A 17,156-nucleotide genomic window follows, 5' to 3' on the forward strand; every position below is an offset into this window, starting at 1 on the left:
GAGGGGCGCGGCGCCGGCGGGGCCGCGCTGGGCCTGCTCGGCGCGGTTGCGGGCGGCGCGATGCTGAGCGCCGTCGCCGCGCCCCTCCTCGAGCACGCTGCGGGTCTCGGTGTCGACATCGATCAGCTCGCGCAGGGCGTCGACGTCGAGGGGGTCGCCGCCGGGGCCGACGGAGTCGTCGGCGGCCTCGGGGATCAGGTCACCGGCATCGGCGACCAGCTCGGCGGAATCGGCGACCAGCTCGGCGATGTGGGGCTCGGCGACATCTTCGGTCGCTGACAGCGCCGACTCCACGACGAACCGGCTGCCGCGCTCGGAAGCACGACAGCCGGTTCGATGGCGGAGGATGGGGGATTCGAACCCCCGAGGGCTTTCACCCAACACGCTTTCCAAGCGTGCGCCATAGGCCACTAGGCGAATCCTCCATGGCCCGAAGGCCTCGATCATCCTAGCCGAGCCTCACCGCACGCGCTGCGCACGGCCTCACCGCGTCACCGCCGACAGGATGACGACACCGAAGACGAGCACAGCGAACACGATGAGCGCCGTGCGTGCGATGAACGCGCGTCGCTCAGGTGCGAAGGCTGTGTGGGGGCCTTCCGAGAATGCCGCCGCATCGTGAGCCATAGCGACGTCATCGATGCTCTTCTCGCCGAATGCAGCTGCCTGACGCGCATCGTCGAGCCGCCGCTGCCGGCCCGCTGCGGCCAGCGAGGCGAAGACCACCTGCGCCAGGCGCTGCGCCTGCCATCGGATCCTCGCGGCGGCGATCATCACGACGACCGTCGCCACCGCCAGCGCCTGGGTCACCAAGATGGTGAGACCCGCGCCGTGGACGCGCGCGGTCAACACGCCGCAGGCGAAGGTGAGCAGCAGCAGTCCGTCGGCTACCGCCCACCAGGTGCGCGAGCGCTTGAGGTGGGTTCGGGCGACGATCGGCCACAGCCGATTCGGTCGCCAGAACCGCCATCCGGCGGGCGCAGGCCGTAGTCCCGGCAGCGGAGTCCAGCCCGGGGGTGGCACCCACATCGCGTTCTCCCGCACCCACCGATCGTTGGGCGTCGGCCATCCGCGCGGCACACGGAAATCGACCGGCACCCCCGGCACCCTCGCTCGTCCGACCCCCATGAGTCCCCGCTCCTTCGCCCCCGCTCGGATTCGACCGAGACTACCGAGCGGATCGGCCGCTCTGAAGAGTCGCACTCACTCGCGCGCCCACAACGACCGGGGCCAGACTCGGGCGATCAGCCGGCGCGCGGGTGCGACCGACCCGAGCACGCCGGAACGCACCGCAGCGGCCGCATCCGCCGTCGCCGGGTCGCCGCTCGCGGCACGCCGGGCACGACGCCCCGTCGGCGCGGGTGGCGGGGCGTACGCCGCCCGCTCGACCGCGTCGACGAGTCTCCACACCGCGTCGGGCGGCACGCCGGGCTGCGCGATGAGCGCGGCGCCGAACTCACGAGGCGACGCCGCTGCGCTCACCGGCACTCCCACATCGCGCGCGGCATCCTGCACCCAACTCCATGCGGCGACGGCGTCCCCACGGGCCGCAGCTGCGCGCAGCCGTCTCGCGCGTGCGGCGCCCAGCACGCCCGGCACCGCGAGAACGGCGATGACGAGCACCGCACCCAGCGCCCAGGGAACGATGGCAGCGATCGCCGGTCCGCTCGTCGAGGTGGTCGACGTCGTCGTGCCCGTGGTGGGTGCGGTCGACGGCTGGTCGCTCGGGGCGGCGGTCGGCGCGCTCGAGGCGGTCGGCTGCGGTGTCGAGCCCGAGTTGTCGACGGTGCCGGACGTACCCGACCCCGGTGCGAAGCTCGTCGAGACGCCGAGGCTCTTCGTCGGCTCGAAGCGCACCCACCCGATGCCCTGGAAGTACGCTTCCGGCCAGGCGTGCAGCTGGTCGCTGACGACCTTGTAGGTCACCGTGTCCGGAGTCGACGACGAATACGTCCCCGGCAGGTAGCCGATCACGATGCGCGTGGGGATGCCGAGGGAGCGCGCCATCAGCGTGAACGCCGAGGCGTAGTGCACGCAGTAGCCCGACTTGACCTGCAGGAATCGCGCGACGGCGTCGGCGCTGGATCCGTCGAACCCCTGCTCGACCGGCGCGTTGAGCGAGTAGGTGAACTCGTCGCCACGGAACCACGTCTGCAGCGCGATCAGCTTGTCGTAGGCGCTCGTCGCCCCCGCGGTGACCTGCTGGGCGTCGGAGGTGATGATCGTCGGCAGGTTCTGCGGCAGCACGGTGTAGATCGAGTTCGTCGAGCGGGCCGGTGCGGTCTCGATCTGCTCGAGGGTGGGCTGCGGGCTCGTCGTCGTCACGGTGTACTGCTGGCCGCGGGTCGATCCGCCCTGGGACTCGACGGTGAGGTTCTGGTCGGCGATCGCCCACGATCCGGTCAGACCGCTGATGGATGCCGCGGGGTACGGCACGGGCAGCCAGGTGGTGTCGAGGCGGCTGATGTCGATCTGCGTCTGCGCCTCGGTCGTCGTGATGGTGCTCCCGAGCGCCTGAGCCGGGAACGTGCCGTCGGATCCGATCGCCGTCGTCGACGGCGCGTCGGGCACCCAGGTGCCCGACCCCTGCAGGAGGGAGAGCGTCGCGAGTCTCAGGTACGGCGCCGATCCGGTGTCGGTCGTCACCGTGAGGATCTCGGTGGAGGCGGGATTGCGCAGGTTCCGGCCCAGATCGATCGAGGCGTCCACGCCGACCGAGACCGAACCGGGCACGAGGACGACCGGGTTCAGCGTCGGGAGCAGCGGCGCAACGATCAGCGTGGTCACGAGGGCGGCCGCGCCCAGCACGAACCCGGCTGCCGTGCGCACCGCGCCCGGTCGCTCCGGCTCCCGGCGGGTGCGGGTCTCGAACCGGAACAGCAGCAGGAAGGTCGCCCCGAGCGTCACCAACTCCCACGTCGGCATCGACCGCTGCACCGACACCGTCGGGATGAGGGCCACGGTCAGCAGCGCGACCACGGCGAGAAGCGGCATCCGCGCGGTCACGACGATGTGGTCGAGCGCGATCGCGAGTAGTGCGACCGAAGAGACGAGGAGGAACGCGATCGCGGCCGTGGCATCCAGCGGCGCGTAGCCGGTGATGATGTCCTGCGCCGCGCGCGAGAGCACCTCGGGCACGGCGGCGAAGACCGCCGGCGAGGGGATGACGAGCAGCCACGCCTGACCGGCGAAGAAGAGGCCGGTGACGCCGAGCATCCACACGACGAGCTCGATCAGGCTGACCGCCCATGCCGGCACCCCGCGCACGCGCAGGAGGTACCCGATCGTCAGCACGAGCGCGGCGAGACCGAGCGCGGCGGCGAGCCAGAAGCCGGGAGCGATCACTCGCAGCAGGGGAAGGAGCGCCGCGACGAGCGCGACGAACGCTCCCACGGTGAGACGGAACGTGCCCCGCGCGGTGCGACGCGGACGTCGAGCCACAGATGCGTCCCGTGTCGCGAACACCCGGTCGTGTGCGGTGGGGTCGTCGCTCATGCGCTTTCGCCCTCCGTCGCCGCCGACTCGGATGCCGCCGCGCGCCGCTCGAGCTCCTGCCACACCGTCGCGAGCGGTTCGGCGCCCGTCAGCGCGGCTGCGCGCCATCCGCGTGCGCGGACCGCGGGCAGCGCGCCGGACTCGGGCGCCGCGGTCAGCAGGATCGGCAGGGTGGAGTGCGGGGCGATCGTCGCGAGAGGCGCGGCATCCGAGAGATCCAGGCTGCCGGCGAGGAGGATCACGGGGCCCGTGAGGCCGCCCGTGAACCGTTCGGCGAGCCGATGCAGCCCTCCCCCCGTGCCCGTCGGCGCCACGGTCGCGAGGAGGAAGGCGAGATCGCCGAGACCGCTGTGCTCCTCGGGGTCGATTCGCTCCGCGAGGGGGGTGCCGTGCGCGTCGACGACGCTCACCGCGAAGCCCTCCCGCGCCAGACGGGTCGTGATCGACAGGCACGCCGAGACCGCTGCCTCGAAGCCCCGGTCGCCGCCGGGTGCACTCGCCCGCGCCGGCCAGCGCGCAGCATCCAGGTCGATCACGACCGTCGCCTCGGGAGCGGCCTCCTGCTCCTCCTGACGCACCATGAGCTCGTCACGGTGGGCGGTCGCGCGCCAGTGGATGCGACGCATCGAGTCGCCAGGTGCCCATCCCCGGGGGATGAGATTGTCCGCGCCCTGGCCCAGCCGGCTCGTCGCCGCCGGCAACGCGCCCCCGGTCTGCACCGCCATCGCGGCGAGGGCCGGCACATCGACGAGTTCGGGCGTCACCACGACGTCGGTCGCCTCACCGGCGGCCTGCGAGCGCCGCACCAGGCCGAACGGATCCGTCGAGGTCACCTGCAGGCGGCCGAGTCGATGGATGCCGCGCACCCGCGGGCGCACGCCGTACCTCAGCTCGATCGTGCGCGACCCCGACCCGGGTCGCAGAGCGGGGAATACGCCGCGGGCATCCCCGGCGAGGCTTCGGGGGAGGCGGTCCCGCCACTGCCCGGGCGGCACCGGCAGCGAGCCGTGCACAGTGGCGTGCACGCGCACCCGCGCCTCCTCGCCGACGGCCGGCAGGGCGGGCACGACCTGCCGCGTCGCGTCGAGGCGACGACGCAGGCCGAACTGGGTGACGGCGCCCCACAGCACGGCTGCGATCAGCAGCACGGCGAACCACACGAGCTCCTCGAGTCCGAGCATCGGGGCGGCGATGAGGCATCCGAGCGCGACGACGAGGGCACCGGTGCCCCGCAGGGTCAAGGGCCAGGAACGCACGGCGATGTGGTCAGACCCGCACGCCGAGCGGCACGCGCACGGTCTGCACGATCTCGTCGATCACTGTCCGCACCCGGTCGTCGCCGGCACCGCCGGGGACCCGTGTCGGGATGAGCCGGTGCGCGAACACGGGAGAGATGAGCGTCGCGACGTCGTCCGGGATGACGAATGTGCGGGTATCCAGCGCTGCCCACACCTTCGCGGCCCGGACGAGAGCGAGCGTCGCGCGCGGCGAGGCCCCGAACCGGAGCTCGGGGTGAGAGCGCGTCGCCGCAGCGAGCGACACGGCGTACTCCTCGACCGCGGGGGAGACATGCACCCGCCGCGCCCACCGGATCAGCTCGTCGAGCTCGGCGAGCCCCACGACCGGGGTGACGAGGTCGATCGGATTGGCGGTGTCACGCTGGCGCAGCATCTCGGCCTCGGCTGCGGCATCCGGGTACCCCATCGAGATGCGCATCATGAACCGGTCGCGCTGCGCTTCGGGCAGGGCGTACGTCCCCTCCATGTCGAGGGGGTTCTGCGTCGCCACGACGAAGAACGGCGAGGGCAGCAGATGGGTGCGGCCGTCGACCGTCACCTGACCCTCGGCCATCGCCTCCAGCAGCGCCGACTGCGTCTTCGGCGATGACCTGTTGATCTCGTCGGCGATCACGACGTCGGCGAAGATCGCGCCCGGGGTGAACTCGAAATCCCGGGTCGCGGGGTTGAACACCGAGACGCCGGTCACATCGCTCGGCAGGAGGTCAGGGGTGAACTGGATGCGACGCACCCGGGCGTCGATCGCGGCCGACAGCGCGCGGGCGAGCATCGTCTTGCCGACGCCCGGAACGTCCTCGATGAGCAGGTGCCCTTCGGCGAGGAGCGTCACCAGCGCTGCTCGCACGGCATCCGGCTTTCCGTCGATGACCGACCCCACGGCCTGCACGATCGCGCCCGTCAGCTCGGCGAATCGTGCCGCATCCAGCGTCGCGGGCGCCTCGGTCACATCCGTCATACGTGCTCCCGACATCGGTGGGGCTCCCGGGGGAGAGCCGCTTCGTAGGCCGGGCGGAGCCGCGGTCTAGGCCGATCGTAGCTGTGCGCCGCCTATGCGGGGCTGGGCGAATCCTGGGCGCCGATTCTCGGATCGCCCAGTGGAGCCGATGCGTCGTGCGCGTCGCGGAGGCCGCGGCATCCGGGTAGACTTGAGGTCGCTCTCCGCGAGGCGGCATCCAGGCCAACTCCCCCAGGACGGAAACGTAGCAAGGGTAACCGGGCTCTGCCGGGTTCGCGGAGAGTCTTTCTTTTGCGGGGATGTTCGCCGATTGTTCCGGCGCTCGCGCCCGGCGGTCCGTGCGTGGCCCGGCATAGGCTGGTGGGGTGGCGCAGAGCATCCTGATCACGTCCGCCGAAGGCCATTCGGGCAAGTCGACGATCGCGCTGGGCGTGCTCGACGCCCTCAGCCACAGCGCCGCACGGGTCGGCGTCTTCCGCACCATCGCACGGTCCCGGGACGAGCGCGACTACGTGCTCGACCTGCTGCTGGCCCACGACGGCGTCGACCTCGACTACGACGCGTGCATCGGCGTGCACTACGACGACGTGCACGACAACCCCGACCAGGCGCTCGCCGTCATCGTCGAGCGGTACAAGGCGATCGAGGCCGTCTGCGACGCCGTCGTCATCCTCGGCAGCGACTTCACCGACGTCGGCAGCCCCGCGGAGCTCGGCTACAACGGCCGCATCGCGGCGAACCTCGGCGCCCCCGTGCTGCTGGTGCTCGGCGGTCGCGCCCAGCAGGGGCAGAGCGAGCAGCTGGGATCGACCCTCGCCCGCACCCCCGACGAGATGGGTCAGATCACGAGCCTCGCGCTGAGCGAGCTGCGCGCCTCCCGGGCCGAGCTGTTCGCCATCGTCGCGAACCGCACCGACCCCGACGCCGACGCGGTCGTCGCCGCGATCCGCGACGTCGTCGAGCAGAGCCCGGCCCGCGGCATCCCGATCTGGGCGCTGCCCGAGGACACCCTGCTGGTGGCACCGTCGGTGCGCGGCGTGCTGCGCTCGCTCGGGGCGACGTTCCTGAAGGGCGACGAGGCGCTGCTCGACCGTGAGGTGCTGAGCGTCGTCGTCGCGGGGATGTCGATGGTCAACGTGCTCCCGCGGCTGACCGAGAGCGCCGTCGTCGTGATCCCGGCCGACCGCTCCGAGGTCCTCCTGGCGACCCTGCTCGCCAACGCGTCGGGGACGTTCCCGTCGGTCGCCGCCGTCGTGCTCAACGGCCCGTTCGCGCTGCCCGAGCCCATCGACCGGCTCATCGACGGCCTGCGCTCGCCGCTGCCGATCATCGCCACCGACCTCGGCACCTACGACACCGCGGTGCACATCATGAACACCCGCGGTCGCCTCGCCGCCGAGTCGCCGGCCCGCTACGACCGGGCCCTGGCGCTTTTCGAGCGGCACATCGACACCGCCGAGCTGACGCGGCTGCTCGGCCTCGTGCGGCCGACGGTCGTGACCCCGCTCATGTTCGAGTACGGCCTCATCGAGCGCGCCCGGGCCGACCGCAAGCGCATCGTGCTGCCCGAGGGCGACGACGACCGGGTGCTGCGGGCGGCGGCCACGGTGCTGGCCCGCGGCGTGGCCGACCTCGTGATCCTCGGCGATGAGCAGGCCGTGCGCGGACGCGCCACGACCCTCGGCATCGACATCTCCGCCGCGCGGATCATCAGTCCGTTCGACCCGGTGCTGGGCGCCCGCTTCGCCGAGGAGTACACGCGACTGCGCGCGGCGAAGGGGATGACCCTCGAGCGCGCCGCCGACACCATCACGGATGTCTCCTACTTCGGCACGCTGATGGTGCACCTGGGGCTCGCCGACGGCATGGTCTCGGGCGCCGCGCACACCACGGCCCACACGATCCGGCCCGCGTTCGAGATCATCAAGACCCGGCCGGATGTCTCGGTCGTCTCGAGTGTGTTCCTCATGGCCCTCGCCGACCGGGTGCTCGTCTACGGCGACTGCGCGGTCATCCCCGACCCCTCCGCCACCCAACTGGCCGACATCGCGATCTCCTCCGCCGAGACGGCCGGCCAGTTCGGTATCGAGCCGCGCGTCGCGATGCTGTCCTATTCGACGGGGGAGTCGGGGTCGGGCGCCGACGTCGACAAGGTGCGGGAGGCGACATCCCTCGTGCGCGAACGCGCACCGCAGCTGCTCGTCGAGGGACCCATCCAGTACGACGCCGCCGCCGACGCGGCCGTCGCGCAGAAGAAGCTGCCGAGCTCGGCCGTCGCGGGGCGCGCCACCGTGTTCGTCTTCCCCGACCTCAACACCGGCAACAACACCTACAAGGCGGTGCAGCGCTCGGCCGGCGCGATCGCCATGGGACCTGTGCTCCAGGGGCTCAACAAGCCCATCAACGACCTGTCGCGCGGAGCCCTCGTCGACGACATCGTCAACACCATCGCGATCACCGCCATCCAGGCCCAGGGCGAGACCGCGCCGAAGGGGGAGCAGGCATGAGCGTCGTGCTGGTCGTCAACAGCGGGTCGTCGTCGTTCAAGTACCAGCTGATCGACATGTCGACCGAGTCCGTGCTCGCCTCGGGCCTCGTCGAGCGCATCGGGCAGGCCGACGGCCGCGCCCGGCACACGGTGACGGCAGCCGCCTTCGGCGGGTCGGATGCCGCGGCCCCCACCGTGCTCGACGCGACCACCGAGCGGGAGCTGCCCATCGCCGACCACGCGGCCGGCTTCGCGGTGATGCTCGAGGCCTTCGCCGAGAATGGTCCCTCGCTCACCGAGCGCCCGCCGCTCGCCGTCGGGCACCGCGTCGTGCACGGCGGGGCGCGGTTCTTCGAGCCGACCCTCATCACGCCGCTCGTCGAGATCAACATCGACGACCTGTCGATGCTCGCGCCCCTCCACAACCCCGGTGCGGTGCAGGGCATCCGTGCCGCGCGGGCCGCCTTCCCCGATACCCCCCATGTCGCGGTCTTCGACACCGCGTTCCACCAGACCATGCCGCCCGAGGCATACACGTACGCGATCGACCGCGACCTGGCCGATCGGTACCGGTTGCGCAAGTACGGGTTCCACGGGACATCCCACAAGTTCGTCAGCGAAGCCGCCGCGGCGTTCGTCGGGCGTCCGCTGCGCGACCTGCGTCAGATCGTCTTCCACCTCGGCAACGGCGCGTCGGTCACCGCGATCGACCGCGGCCGCTCCGTCGACACCTCCATGGGGTTCACCCCGCTCGAGGGGCTCGTCATGGGAACCCGTTCGGGCGACCTCGACCCGGCCGTGCTGCTGCAGCTCGCGCGACGCGCGCGCATGACCACGGACGAGCTCGACGACCTGCTCAACAAGAAGTCCGGCCTCGTCGGTCTCGCGGGCGCGTCCGACATGCGCGACATCCTCGCGCGCGTCGAACAGGGCGAGGATGCCGCGGTGCTCGCGTTCGACGTGTACATCCATCGCCTGCGCGCCTACGCCGGCGCCTACCTCGCCCAGCTCGGCGGCGCCGACGTCATCAGCTTCACCGCGGGTGTCGGCGAGAACGTCCCCGTGGTGCGCGCGCAGGCGCTCGCGACCCTCGGCTACGCCGGGGTGCTGATCGATCCCGTCCGCAACGCGGCCCGGGGCCGCGGCATCCGCGTCATCTCGGCCGAGGACTCACCTGTCACCGTGCTCGTCGTGCCCACGAACGAGGAGCTCGAGATCGCCCGGCAGACGCTGCAGGTCGCCCGCACCTGAGCGTGCGGGACGCGCGGATCGGCCGACGCGCCCGGGCGCTGCGGCCGACCTTCGGGCTAGGGCGTGCGGTGGCTACGCTGGACGAGCGGACCCGGACCATCCACGAGACCCTCGGAGGCGACGTGACCCTGCCCGACCTGACGACCTACGACGCGGTGCTGTTCGATCTCGACGGCGTGCTCACGCCGACCGCCGAGGTGCACATGCACGCGTGGCGCACCATGTTCGAGCAGCTGTTCGCGGCCTGGGACGTGACGCCCGCGTACACGGACACCGACTACTTCGAGTACCTCGACGGCAAGAAGCGGTACGACGGCGTCGCGAGCCTGCTGCGCTCGCGCGACATCGAGGTGCCGTGGGGTGAGCCGTCCGACACGCCCGACCGGGACACGGTCTGCGGCATCGGCAACCGCAAGAACGAGGTGTTCGCGGCGATCCTGCGCTCCGAGGGCATCGAGCCCTATCCGGGCTCCGTCGCCCTCCTCGACCTGCTGCAGGACCAGGGCGTGCCCGTGGCCGTCGTGTCCAGCTCGAAGAACGCCGACGAGGTGCTGCGCGCCGCCGGGCTGCGCGACCGGTTCGAGGTCGTCGTCGACGGGGTGCTCGCCGAGAATGAGAACCTCGCGAGCAAGCCCGCACCCGACGTGTTCGCCGCCGGGGCCCGGCTCCTCGGCGTCGACCCCGCCACCAGCGCCGCCGTCGAGGATGCTCTCAGCGGCGTGCGGTCGGCCGTCGCGGCCGGATACGGCCTCGTCGTCGGCGTCGACCGCGGAGTCGGCGAGGGGTCGCTGGCGGAGGCCGGGGCATCCGTCGTCGTTCCCGACCTCGGCGTGTTCGTGCCCGACACATCCGCTTCATAGACTGACTCGACACCTCTCCGCCCACCCGAGCCGAAGGCCTGCCCATGATGGATCGCGACCGCTTTCCCGTCGACCCCTGGCGTCTCGTCGAGACGCGACCGTCGCTCGATGACGTGGGGGTGACCGAGACGATCTTCTCGGTCGGGAACGGCTACCTGGGCCTCCGCGGCAACCACCCCGAGGGTCGGCACGCGGTCGAGAACGGCACCTTCGTCAACGGCTTCCACGAGACGTTCCCCATCCATCACGCCGAGCGGGCGTTCGGGTTCGCCGAGGTGGGCCAGACGATCATCAACGCTCCCGACGCGAAGGTGATCCGCGTCTACGTCGACGACGAGCCGCTCACGCTCGACGTCGCCGACCTGCGTGAGTACGAGCGCGTGCTCGACCTGCGCGACGGGGCGATGCGACGCCACATCCTGTGGTGCACCCCCTCGGGCAAGGAGGTCGTGATCGACCTCGAATGGCTCGTCTCCTTCGAGGAGAAGCACCTGGCGGTGATGCGCATCGACGTCACCGTGCTCAACGACGACGCACCGGTCACGATCTCGAGCCAGCTCGTCAACCGTCAGGACGGCGAGGACATCTACGGGGGCACGCCCGGCTCCGGCAAGGCCGGCGCGGGCTTCGACCCGCGCAAGGCCGAGCGCATCGCGCAGCGGGTGCTGCAACCCGACACCTACTGGCAGGACGGCGACCGGTCGGTGCTGAGCTACCGCGTCACCGCATCGGGGATGACGATCGCCGTCGCGGCGGACCACATCATCGAGACCGCGAACGACTACACGTCGCGCCGCCTTATCGAGCCCGACATCGCCAAGAACGTCTTCCGCGTGCACGCGAAGGCCGGTGTTCCTGTGCGTCTGACGAAGTTCGTCTCCTACCACACGTCCCGTGGGGTGCCCGCCGGCGAGCTCGTCGATCGGTGCCGCCGCACCCTCGACCGCGGCGCGGAGTTCGGTGCCGACGCGGTGTTCGCACAGCAGCGCGAGTGGATGGACGCCTTCTGGAAGCGCTCCGACGTGCGCATCGGAGGTCACGAGGACCTGCAGCAGGCGACCCGGTGGTGCCTGTTCCAGCTCGCGCAGGCCTCGGCTCGCGCCGACGGCCAGGGCGTGCCGGCGAAGGGCGTCTCGGGCTCCGGCTACAGCGGCCACTACTTCTGGGACACCGAGATCTACGTGCTCCCCTTCCTCGCGTACACGAGCCCGCTCTGGGCGCGCAACGCCCTGCGCATGCGCTTCCTCATGCTCCCCGCCGCGCGCAAGCGTGCGAAGCAGCTCAACGAGGCGGGGGCGCTGTTCCCGTGGCGCACGATCAGCGGCGAGGAGGCGTCGGCCTACTACGCGGCGGGCACCGCGCAGTACCACATCAACGCCGACGTGAGCTATGCGCTCGCGAAGTACGTGCGGGCGACAGGCGATGACGACTTCCTCTACCGGGAGGGCGTCGACATCGCCGTCGAGACCGCGCGGCTGTGGGCGACGCTCGGGTTCTGGCGCGAGAGCGACGAAGAGGATGCCGCGACCTTCCACATCCACGGGGTGACGGGTCCCGACGAGTACACGACAGTCGTGAACGACAACCTGTTCACGAACGTCATGGCCCGCTTCAATCTGCGTTTCGCCGCCCGCACGGTGCGCGAGATGGAGGTCGAGCGCCCCGAGGAGTTCCGGCTCATGGCCGAGCGCCTCGGCCTTGACGCGGAGGAGCCCGACGCGTGGGAGATGGCCGCCGAGGCGATGCACATCCCTTACAGCGAAGCCCTCGGCATCCACCCCCAGGACAGCGTGTTCCTCGAGCGTGAGCTGTGGGACCTCGAGAACACCCCGGCCGTCCAGCGGCCGCTGCTGCTGCACTTCCACCCGCTGGTGATCTACCGCTACCAGGTGCTGAAGCAGGCCGACGTCGTGCTCGCCCTGTTCCTGCAGGGCAACCACTTCACGAGCGCGGAGAAGCTCGCGGACTTCGAGTACTACGACCCGCTGACCACGGGCGACTCGACGCTGTCGGGGGTCGTGCAGTCGATCCTCGCGGCGGAGGTCGGCTATCAGGACCTCGCCCTCGAGTACTTCCTCGACGGCATCTTCGTCGACCTCGCAGACCTGCACCACAATGCGTCGGACGGCGTGCACGTGGCATCCGCCGGTGGGGTCTGGACCTCGCTCGTGAGCGGGTTCGGCGGCATGCGCGACCACTACGGCGAGCTGTCGTTCGACCCGCGCCTGCCGAAGGACTGGCCCGAGCTGGCCTTCGCGCTGCGCTGGCACGGCACGCACCTCGACATCACGGTCCGTCGCGACGAGCTGCTCGTGGTCGCGGAGCCGGGCGAGGGTTCGGCCACCTTCACGGTGCGCGGTCGCGAGTACACGATCGCGGGCGGTGAGGAGCTCTCGATCCCGCTCGACGGGCAGGGCCCGGTCAAGCCCGGGCGCCCGACGCTGCGCAAGATCATGAAGGATTCGCGCCGCGAGGACGGCTCTCTGCTGGTGGCCTCCGTGCCCACGCCGACGACATCGATCCCGGTCGTGACCGGGGCGACGCCGATCGCCGAGACGGATGCCGCGGGCCCGGCCTGATGTCCCACCCACACCGTAGAGTGACGGGGTGACCACCGCCCTCTACCGCCGCTATCGCCCCGAGGCGTTCGGCGAGATGATCGGGCAGTCGCAGGTCACCGAGCCGCTCATGACGGCGCTGCGCGGCGACCGGGTCGGTCACGCCTACCTGTTCTCGGGTCCGCGCGGCTGTGGCAAGACGACCTCTGCGCGTATCCTCGCGCGCTGCCTGAACTGCGCGCAGGGCCCGACCGACACCCCGTGCGGCACGTGCGACAGCTGTGTCGAGTTGGGACGCGGCGGCGGCGGGTCGCTCGATGTGGTCGAGATCGACGCGGCGAGCCACAACGGCGTCGACGATGCCCGCGACCTGCGTGAGCGGGCCGTGTTCGCGCCGGCCCGCGACCGCTACAAGATCTTCATCCTCGACGAGGCCCACATGGTCACCCAGCAGGGCTTCAACGCGCTGCTGAAGCTCGTCGAGGAGCCCCCCGACCACGTCAAGTTCATCTTCGCGACGACCGAGCCCGAGAAGGTTCTCGGCACCATCCGCTCGCGCACCCACCACTACCCGTTCCGGCTCGTGCCGCCGGCGGCCATGCTCGACTACGTCGCGCAGCTGTGCGAGAGCGAGGGCGTGCAGGTCGAGGCCGGTGTGCTGCCGCTCGTGGTGCGTGCCGGAGGCGGCTCGCCCCGTGACACGCTCTCACTGCTCGACCAGCTCATCGCCGGGTCCGAGGGCGGCGTGGTCGCCTACGACCGGGCGGTCGCCCTCCTCGGCTACACGCCCGGTGCGCTCCTCGACGAGATCGTCGATGCCCTCGGCGGGGGAGACGCGGCATCCGCTTTCGCGGCGGTCGACCGCGTGGTGCAGACCGGACAAGACCCGCGACGGTTCGTCGAAGACCTGCTCGAGCGGCTGCGCGACCTCATCGTCATCGCAGCAGTCGGTCGGGGTGCGACGGCCGTGCTGCGCGGAGTGTCCGAGGAGGAGATCGAGCGGATGTCGCGCCAGGCCACGACGTTCGGTGCCTCACTGCTCTCGCGCATCGCCGATGTGGTCGTGGCGGCCCTCGACGAGATGAGCGGCGCGACATCGCCCCGACTGCAGCTCGAGCTCATGATCGCTCGCGTGCTCACGCAGGGGGAGGCGGCGGTGTCAGGCGTCGCGGCCGCGGCGGCGCCCGCCGCGCCGCCGGCGACATCCGCTCGTGCGTCGGAGCCGGCCCCGGCCCCGGCCGGCCCGAGCGAGCCCGCTCCCGTCCGTTCGAGCGAGCCCGTTCCTGCGACCGAGCCGACCGCGCCCGTCGCGTCAGCCGCCGCCGTCACCGACCCGGTCGCCCCCGTGCGTGCGGCACCCACCGGGCCTCTCACCACCGAGCACGTGCGCGACGCGTGGACCGAGGTGCTGGCCCGTCTCGAGACGATCGATCGCACCTCGTGGCTGGTCGCCTCGTCGGCTCGGGTGGTGTCCCTCGAGGGCGATGTGCTCACGCTCGCGTTCACGTCGCAGACCGACCTCGCGGCGTTCAAGAAGCGCACCGCGGGCGCCGGGCCCAGCGAAGACCTTCGCCAGGCCATCTCCGGGGTGCTCGGCATCCGGGTGAAGTACATCGCCCGGCACGAGGGCGACGGACCCGCCGACGGTGCGTCCGCGCCCGAGCCTCCCGCACCGCGCGGCGGTGTCGCCGCCACACCGCCGTCCCGCACGTCCGGCAGCGAGCGTCCGACGCCGGCCCGGGCATCGGCGGCCGCGGCCGCCTCGGTGACCGACTGGGCGGTGGCTCCGATCCCGGGCGACGATGAGGCACCGTCCGGGGTCGAGGCATCCGCTGCGCCCCGCGCCGTGGTCGCCCCGCCCGCGCCGCAACCGATCGCGCCCGAGCCGGTCGCTCCCGCGCAGTTCGCCGTCGACGACGAACCCGAAGACGCCGTGCCGACGCCCGACCGTGACCTGCCGCCGCGCGACGGCGACGTGCTGCCGTCTACGGCAACGACACCGTCGGTGGCCGTCGACGAGGACGACGACGTCGACGACGAGTTCGACACCGACGCCGGCGTCGGTGCCCCGCCGGTCATCGCCCCGCCGACGCCGCGCGTCGCCACCGGACCCGAGCGCTACGGCGAGGCCGTCGTACGCCAGTTGCTCGACGCCCGGTTCGTGGGTGAGGAGCCCTATTCGGCGCCGACGAGGTTCGCCTGATGTACGACGGCATCGTCCAAGAGCTGATCGACGAATTCGGGCGTCTCCCCGGCATCGGCCCGAAGTCGGCGCAGCGCATCGCGTTCCACATCCTGCAGACCCCGAGCTTCGACGTGTCGCGGCTCGCGTCCCTGCTTGTCGACATCCGCGAGCGGGTGCGGTTCTGCGAGATCTGCGGCAACGTCTCCGAGCAGGAGCGTTGCGCCATCTGCCGCGATCCGCGCCGCGACCAGACGCTCATCTGCGTCGTCGAAGACGCGAAGGATGTCGCGGCGATCGAGCGCACGCGGGAGTTCCGCGGTCTCTACCACGTGCTCGGCGGGGCGATCAGCCCGATCGGCGGCGTCGGTCCCGATGACCTGCGTATCGCGCAGCTCATGCAGCGCCTCGCCGACGGCACGGTCACCGAGGTCATCCTCGCGACGAACCCCAACCTCGAGGGCGAGGCGACGGCGACCTACCTCAGCCGCCTGCTCACGACGCTCCAGATCGCAGTCACCCGACTGGCCTCGGGCCTCCCGGTCGGCGGCGACCTCGAGTACGCCGACGAGGTCACGCTCGGGCGTGCCTTCGAGGGGCGCCGCGCGGTCTGACGCATCGCGGCCCATCCCGCCGGACACATGGCGGATCGGCGATGCGGCCTTGCCTAGAATGGACGGTCGGGCGCGGCATCCGTGCGCCAGACATCTTCCCGGGAGTTCCACTGTGGCGTTGATCGTGCAGAAGTACGGCGGCTCGTCCGTCGCCGACGCCGAGAGCATCAAGCGGGTCGCGAAGCGCATCGTCGACACGCGGCGTGCCGGGCACGACGTCGTCGTCGCGGTGAGCGCCATGGGCGACACGACCGACGAGCTGCTCGACCTCGCGCACGAGGTCGCCCCGATCCCCGCGCCGCGCGAGCTCGACATGCTGCTCTCGTCGGGCGAGCGCATCTCGATGGCGCTGCTGGCGATGGCGATCCACTCGATGGGCTTCGAGGCGCGCTCGTTCACCGGCAGCCAGGCAGGCATGATCACGGATGCCACCCACGGCGCGGCGCGCATCGTCGATGTCACCCCGGTGCGCCTGCGCGAGGCGCTCGATGAGGGCGCCATCGTCATCGTCGCGGGCTTCCAGGGCTTCAACCGCGACACCCGCGACATCACGACTCTGGGTCGTGGCGGGTCGGACACGACGGCCGTCGCGCTCGCCGCCGCGCTGAGCGCCGACGTCTGCGAGATCTACAGCGACGTCGACGGCATCTTCACCGCCGACCCCCGCGTGGTTCCGAAGGCCCGCAAGCTCGGCGTCGTCACGAGCGAGGAGATGCTCGAGCTCGCCGCCAACGGCGCCAAGGTCCTCTACATCCGGGCGGTCGAGTACGCCCGTCGTCACGGCGTGACCATCCACGCCCGGTCATCGTTCAGCTCGGCCGAAGGGACGTTGGTGCTCGGCCCCGACGCCCGCGCCGAGCGTCTCGCACAGGGAGAGCACATGGAAGAGCCGATCGTCGCGGGCGTCGCCACCGACCTCAGCCAGGCCAAGGTCACGGTCGTCGGGGTGCCCGATGTTCCCGGCAAGGCCGCCGAGATCTTCACGATCGTCGCGAAGTCGGGCGCGAACGTCGACATGATCGTGCAGAACGTGTCGGCCGCCGCCACCGGTCGCACCGACATCTCGTTCACGCTTCCCAAGTCCGATGCCGCGGCGGCCCTCCGCGCCCTCGCCGCCGACCAGGCGGAGGTCGGCTTCGAGGCGCTGCTGCACGACGACCAGATCGGCAAGCTGTCGGTCGTGGGTGCGGGCATGCGCAGTCACTCGGGTGTGTCGGCGACGCTGTTCGACGCGCTGTCGAGCGCCGGCATCAACATCGAGATGATCTCGACGTCCGAGATCCGCATCTCCGTGGTGGTGCGCGGGTCGGATGTCGCCGCCGCCGCCCGCGCGGTGCACACCGCCTACGGGCTCGACGGTGACGACGAGGCCGTCGTCTACGCCGGCTCCGGCCGCTGAGGCCCGACTTCATGCGCCGAGGGGGATCGGCGCCCGGATAGAATCGGGCAAACCTT

11 protein-coding genes, 1 tRNA gene, 1 other RNA gene and 1 pseudogene are annotated in these 17,156 nt (G+C 71.4%); 9 read left to right on the forward strand and 5 right to left on the reverse strand.

Features of this window, described 5'->3' with window-relative positions; translation table 11 throughout:
- A pseudogene (locus RR49_RS15935) lies at positions 1-279 on the forward strand (cation-transporting ATPase); the annotation flags it as partial.
- Positions 280-337: 58 nt separating this feature from the next.
- Here RR49_RS15935 and RR49_RS02170 read toward each other — a convergent pair.
- From RR49_RS02170 to RR49_RS02190, 5 genes are all read right to left on the reverse strand, one after another.
- A tRNA-Ser gene (locus RR49_RS02170) sits at positions 338-425 on the reverse strand.
- A 58-nt stretch (positions 426-483) separates the two neighbouring features.
- The gene (locus RR49_RS02175) at positions 484-1,098 is read right to left on the reverse strand and encodes a hypothetical protein (RefSeq protein ID WP_157013133.1); all 615 of its coding nucleotides are present in this window, start codon (positions 1,096-1,098) and stop codon (positions 484-486) included.
- Between the two features lie 105 nt (positions 1,099-1,203).
- Positions 1,204-3,495, reverse strand: coding sequence for a transglutaminase TgpA family protein (locus tag RR49_RS02180; protein WP_048809390.1), 2,292 nt, complete (start codon positions 3,493-3,495; stop codon positions 1,204-1,206).
- Positions 3,492-4,751: a DUF58 domain-containing protein gene (locus tag RR49_RS02185; RefSeq protein ID WP_045246310.1), complete on the reverse strand. Its 1,260-nt coding sequence runs from the start codon at positions 4,749-4,751 to the stop codon at positions 3,492-3,494. Before RR49_RS02185 ends, RR49_RS02180 begins: the two co-directional genes overlap by 4 nt.
- Positions 4,752-4,761: 10 nt before the next feature.
- Positions 4,762-5,763, reverse strand: coding sequence for an AAA family ATPase (locus RR49_RS02190; RefSeq protein WP_084603771.1), 1,002 nt, complete (start codon positions 5,761-5,763; stop codon positions 4,762-4,764).
- A 179-nt stretch (positions 5,764-5,942) separates the two neighbouring features.
- Here RR49_RS02190 and ffs point away from each other — a divergent pair.
- The 8 genes from ffs to RR49_RS02225 all read left to right on the forward strand — a co-directional run bounded on the left by ffs (position 5,943) and on the right by RR49_RS02225 (position 17,100).
- An RNA gene (ffs, locus tag RR49_RS15300) (signal recognition particle sRNA small type) lies at positions 5,943-6,039 on the forward strand.
- A 74-nt stretch (positions 6,040-6,113) separates the two neighbouring features.
- On the forward strand, positions 6,114-8,255 hold the full coding sequence (gene pta / locus RR49_RS02195) for a phosphate acetyltransferase (RefSeq protein WP_045246314.1): 2,142 nt from the start codon (positions 6,114-6,116) through the stop codon (positions 8,253-8,255).
- Positions 8,252-9,487 carry an acetate/propionate family kinase gene (locus RR49_RS02200; protein ID WP_045246315.1) on the forward strand — a complete coding sequence of 412 codons (1,236 nt, stop codon included), beginning with the start codon at positions 8,252-8,254 and terminating at the stop codon, positions 9,485-9,487. The genes pta and RR49_RS02200 overlap by 4 nt, the downstream gene beginning before the upstream one ends.
- 68 nt (positions 9,488-9,555) lie before the next feature.
- Complete coding sequence (locus RR49_RS02205; RefSeq protein WP_245610937.1) at positions 9,556-10,347, forward strand: HAD family hydrolase; 792 nt, start codon at positions 9,556-9,558, stop codon at positions 10,345-10,347.
- Between the two features lie 44 nt (positions 10,348-10,391).
- Positions 10,392-12,926, forward strand: coding sequence for a glycoside hydrolase family 65 protein (locus RR49_RS02210; protein WP_045246318.1), 2,535 nt, complete (start codon positions 10,392-10,394; stop codon positions 12,924-12,926).
- Positions 12,927-12,954: 28 nt separating this feature from the next.
- Positions 12,955-15,108 carry a DNA polymerase III subunit gamma and tau gene (locus RR49_RS02215; protein ID WP_045246319.1) on the forward strand — a complete coding sequence of 718 codons (2,154 nt, stop codon included), beginning with the start codon at positions 12,955-12,957 and terminating at the stop codon, positions 15,106-15,108.
- Entirely contained in the window at positions 15,108-15,701 is a 594-nt protein-coding gene (recR, locus tag RR49_RS02220; protein WP_045246321.1) for a recombination mediator RecR, read from the forward strand. The genes RR49_RS02215 and recR overlap by 1 nt, the downstream gene beginning before the upstream one ends.
- Before the next feature lie 112 nt (positions 15,702-15,813).
- Positions 15,814-17,100 carry an aspartate kinase gene (locus RR49_RS02225; RefSeq protein WP_045246322.1) on the forward strand — a complete coding sequence of 429 codons (1,287 nt, stop codon included), beginning with the start codon at positions 15,814-15,816 and terminating at the stop codon, positions 17,098-17,100.
- Positions 17,101-17,156 lie beyond the last annotated feature (56 nt).

The sequence above is a fragment of the Microbacterium ginsengisoli genome (assembly GCF_000956535.1).
Classification (GTDB): domain Bacteria; phylum Actinomycetota; class Actinomycetes; order Actinomycetales; family Microbacteriaceae; genus Microbacterium; species Microbacterium ginsengisoli.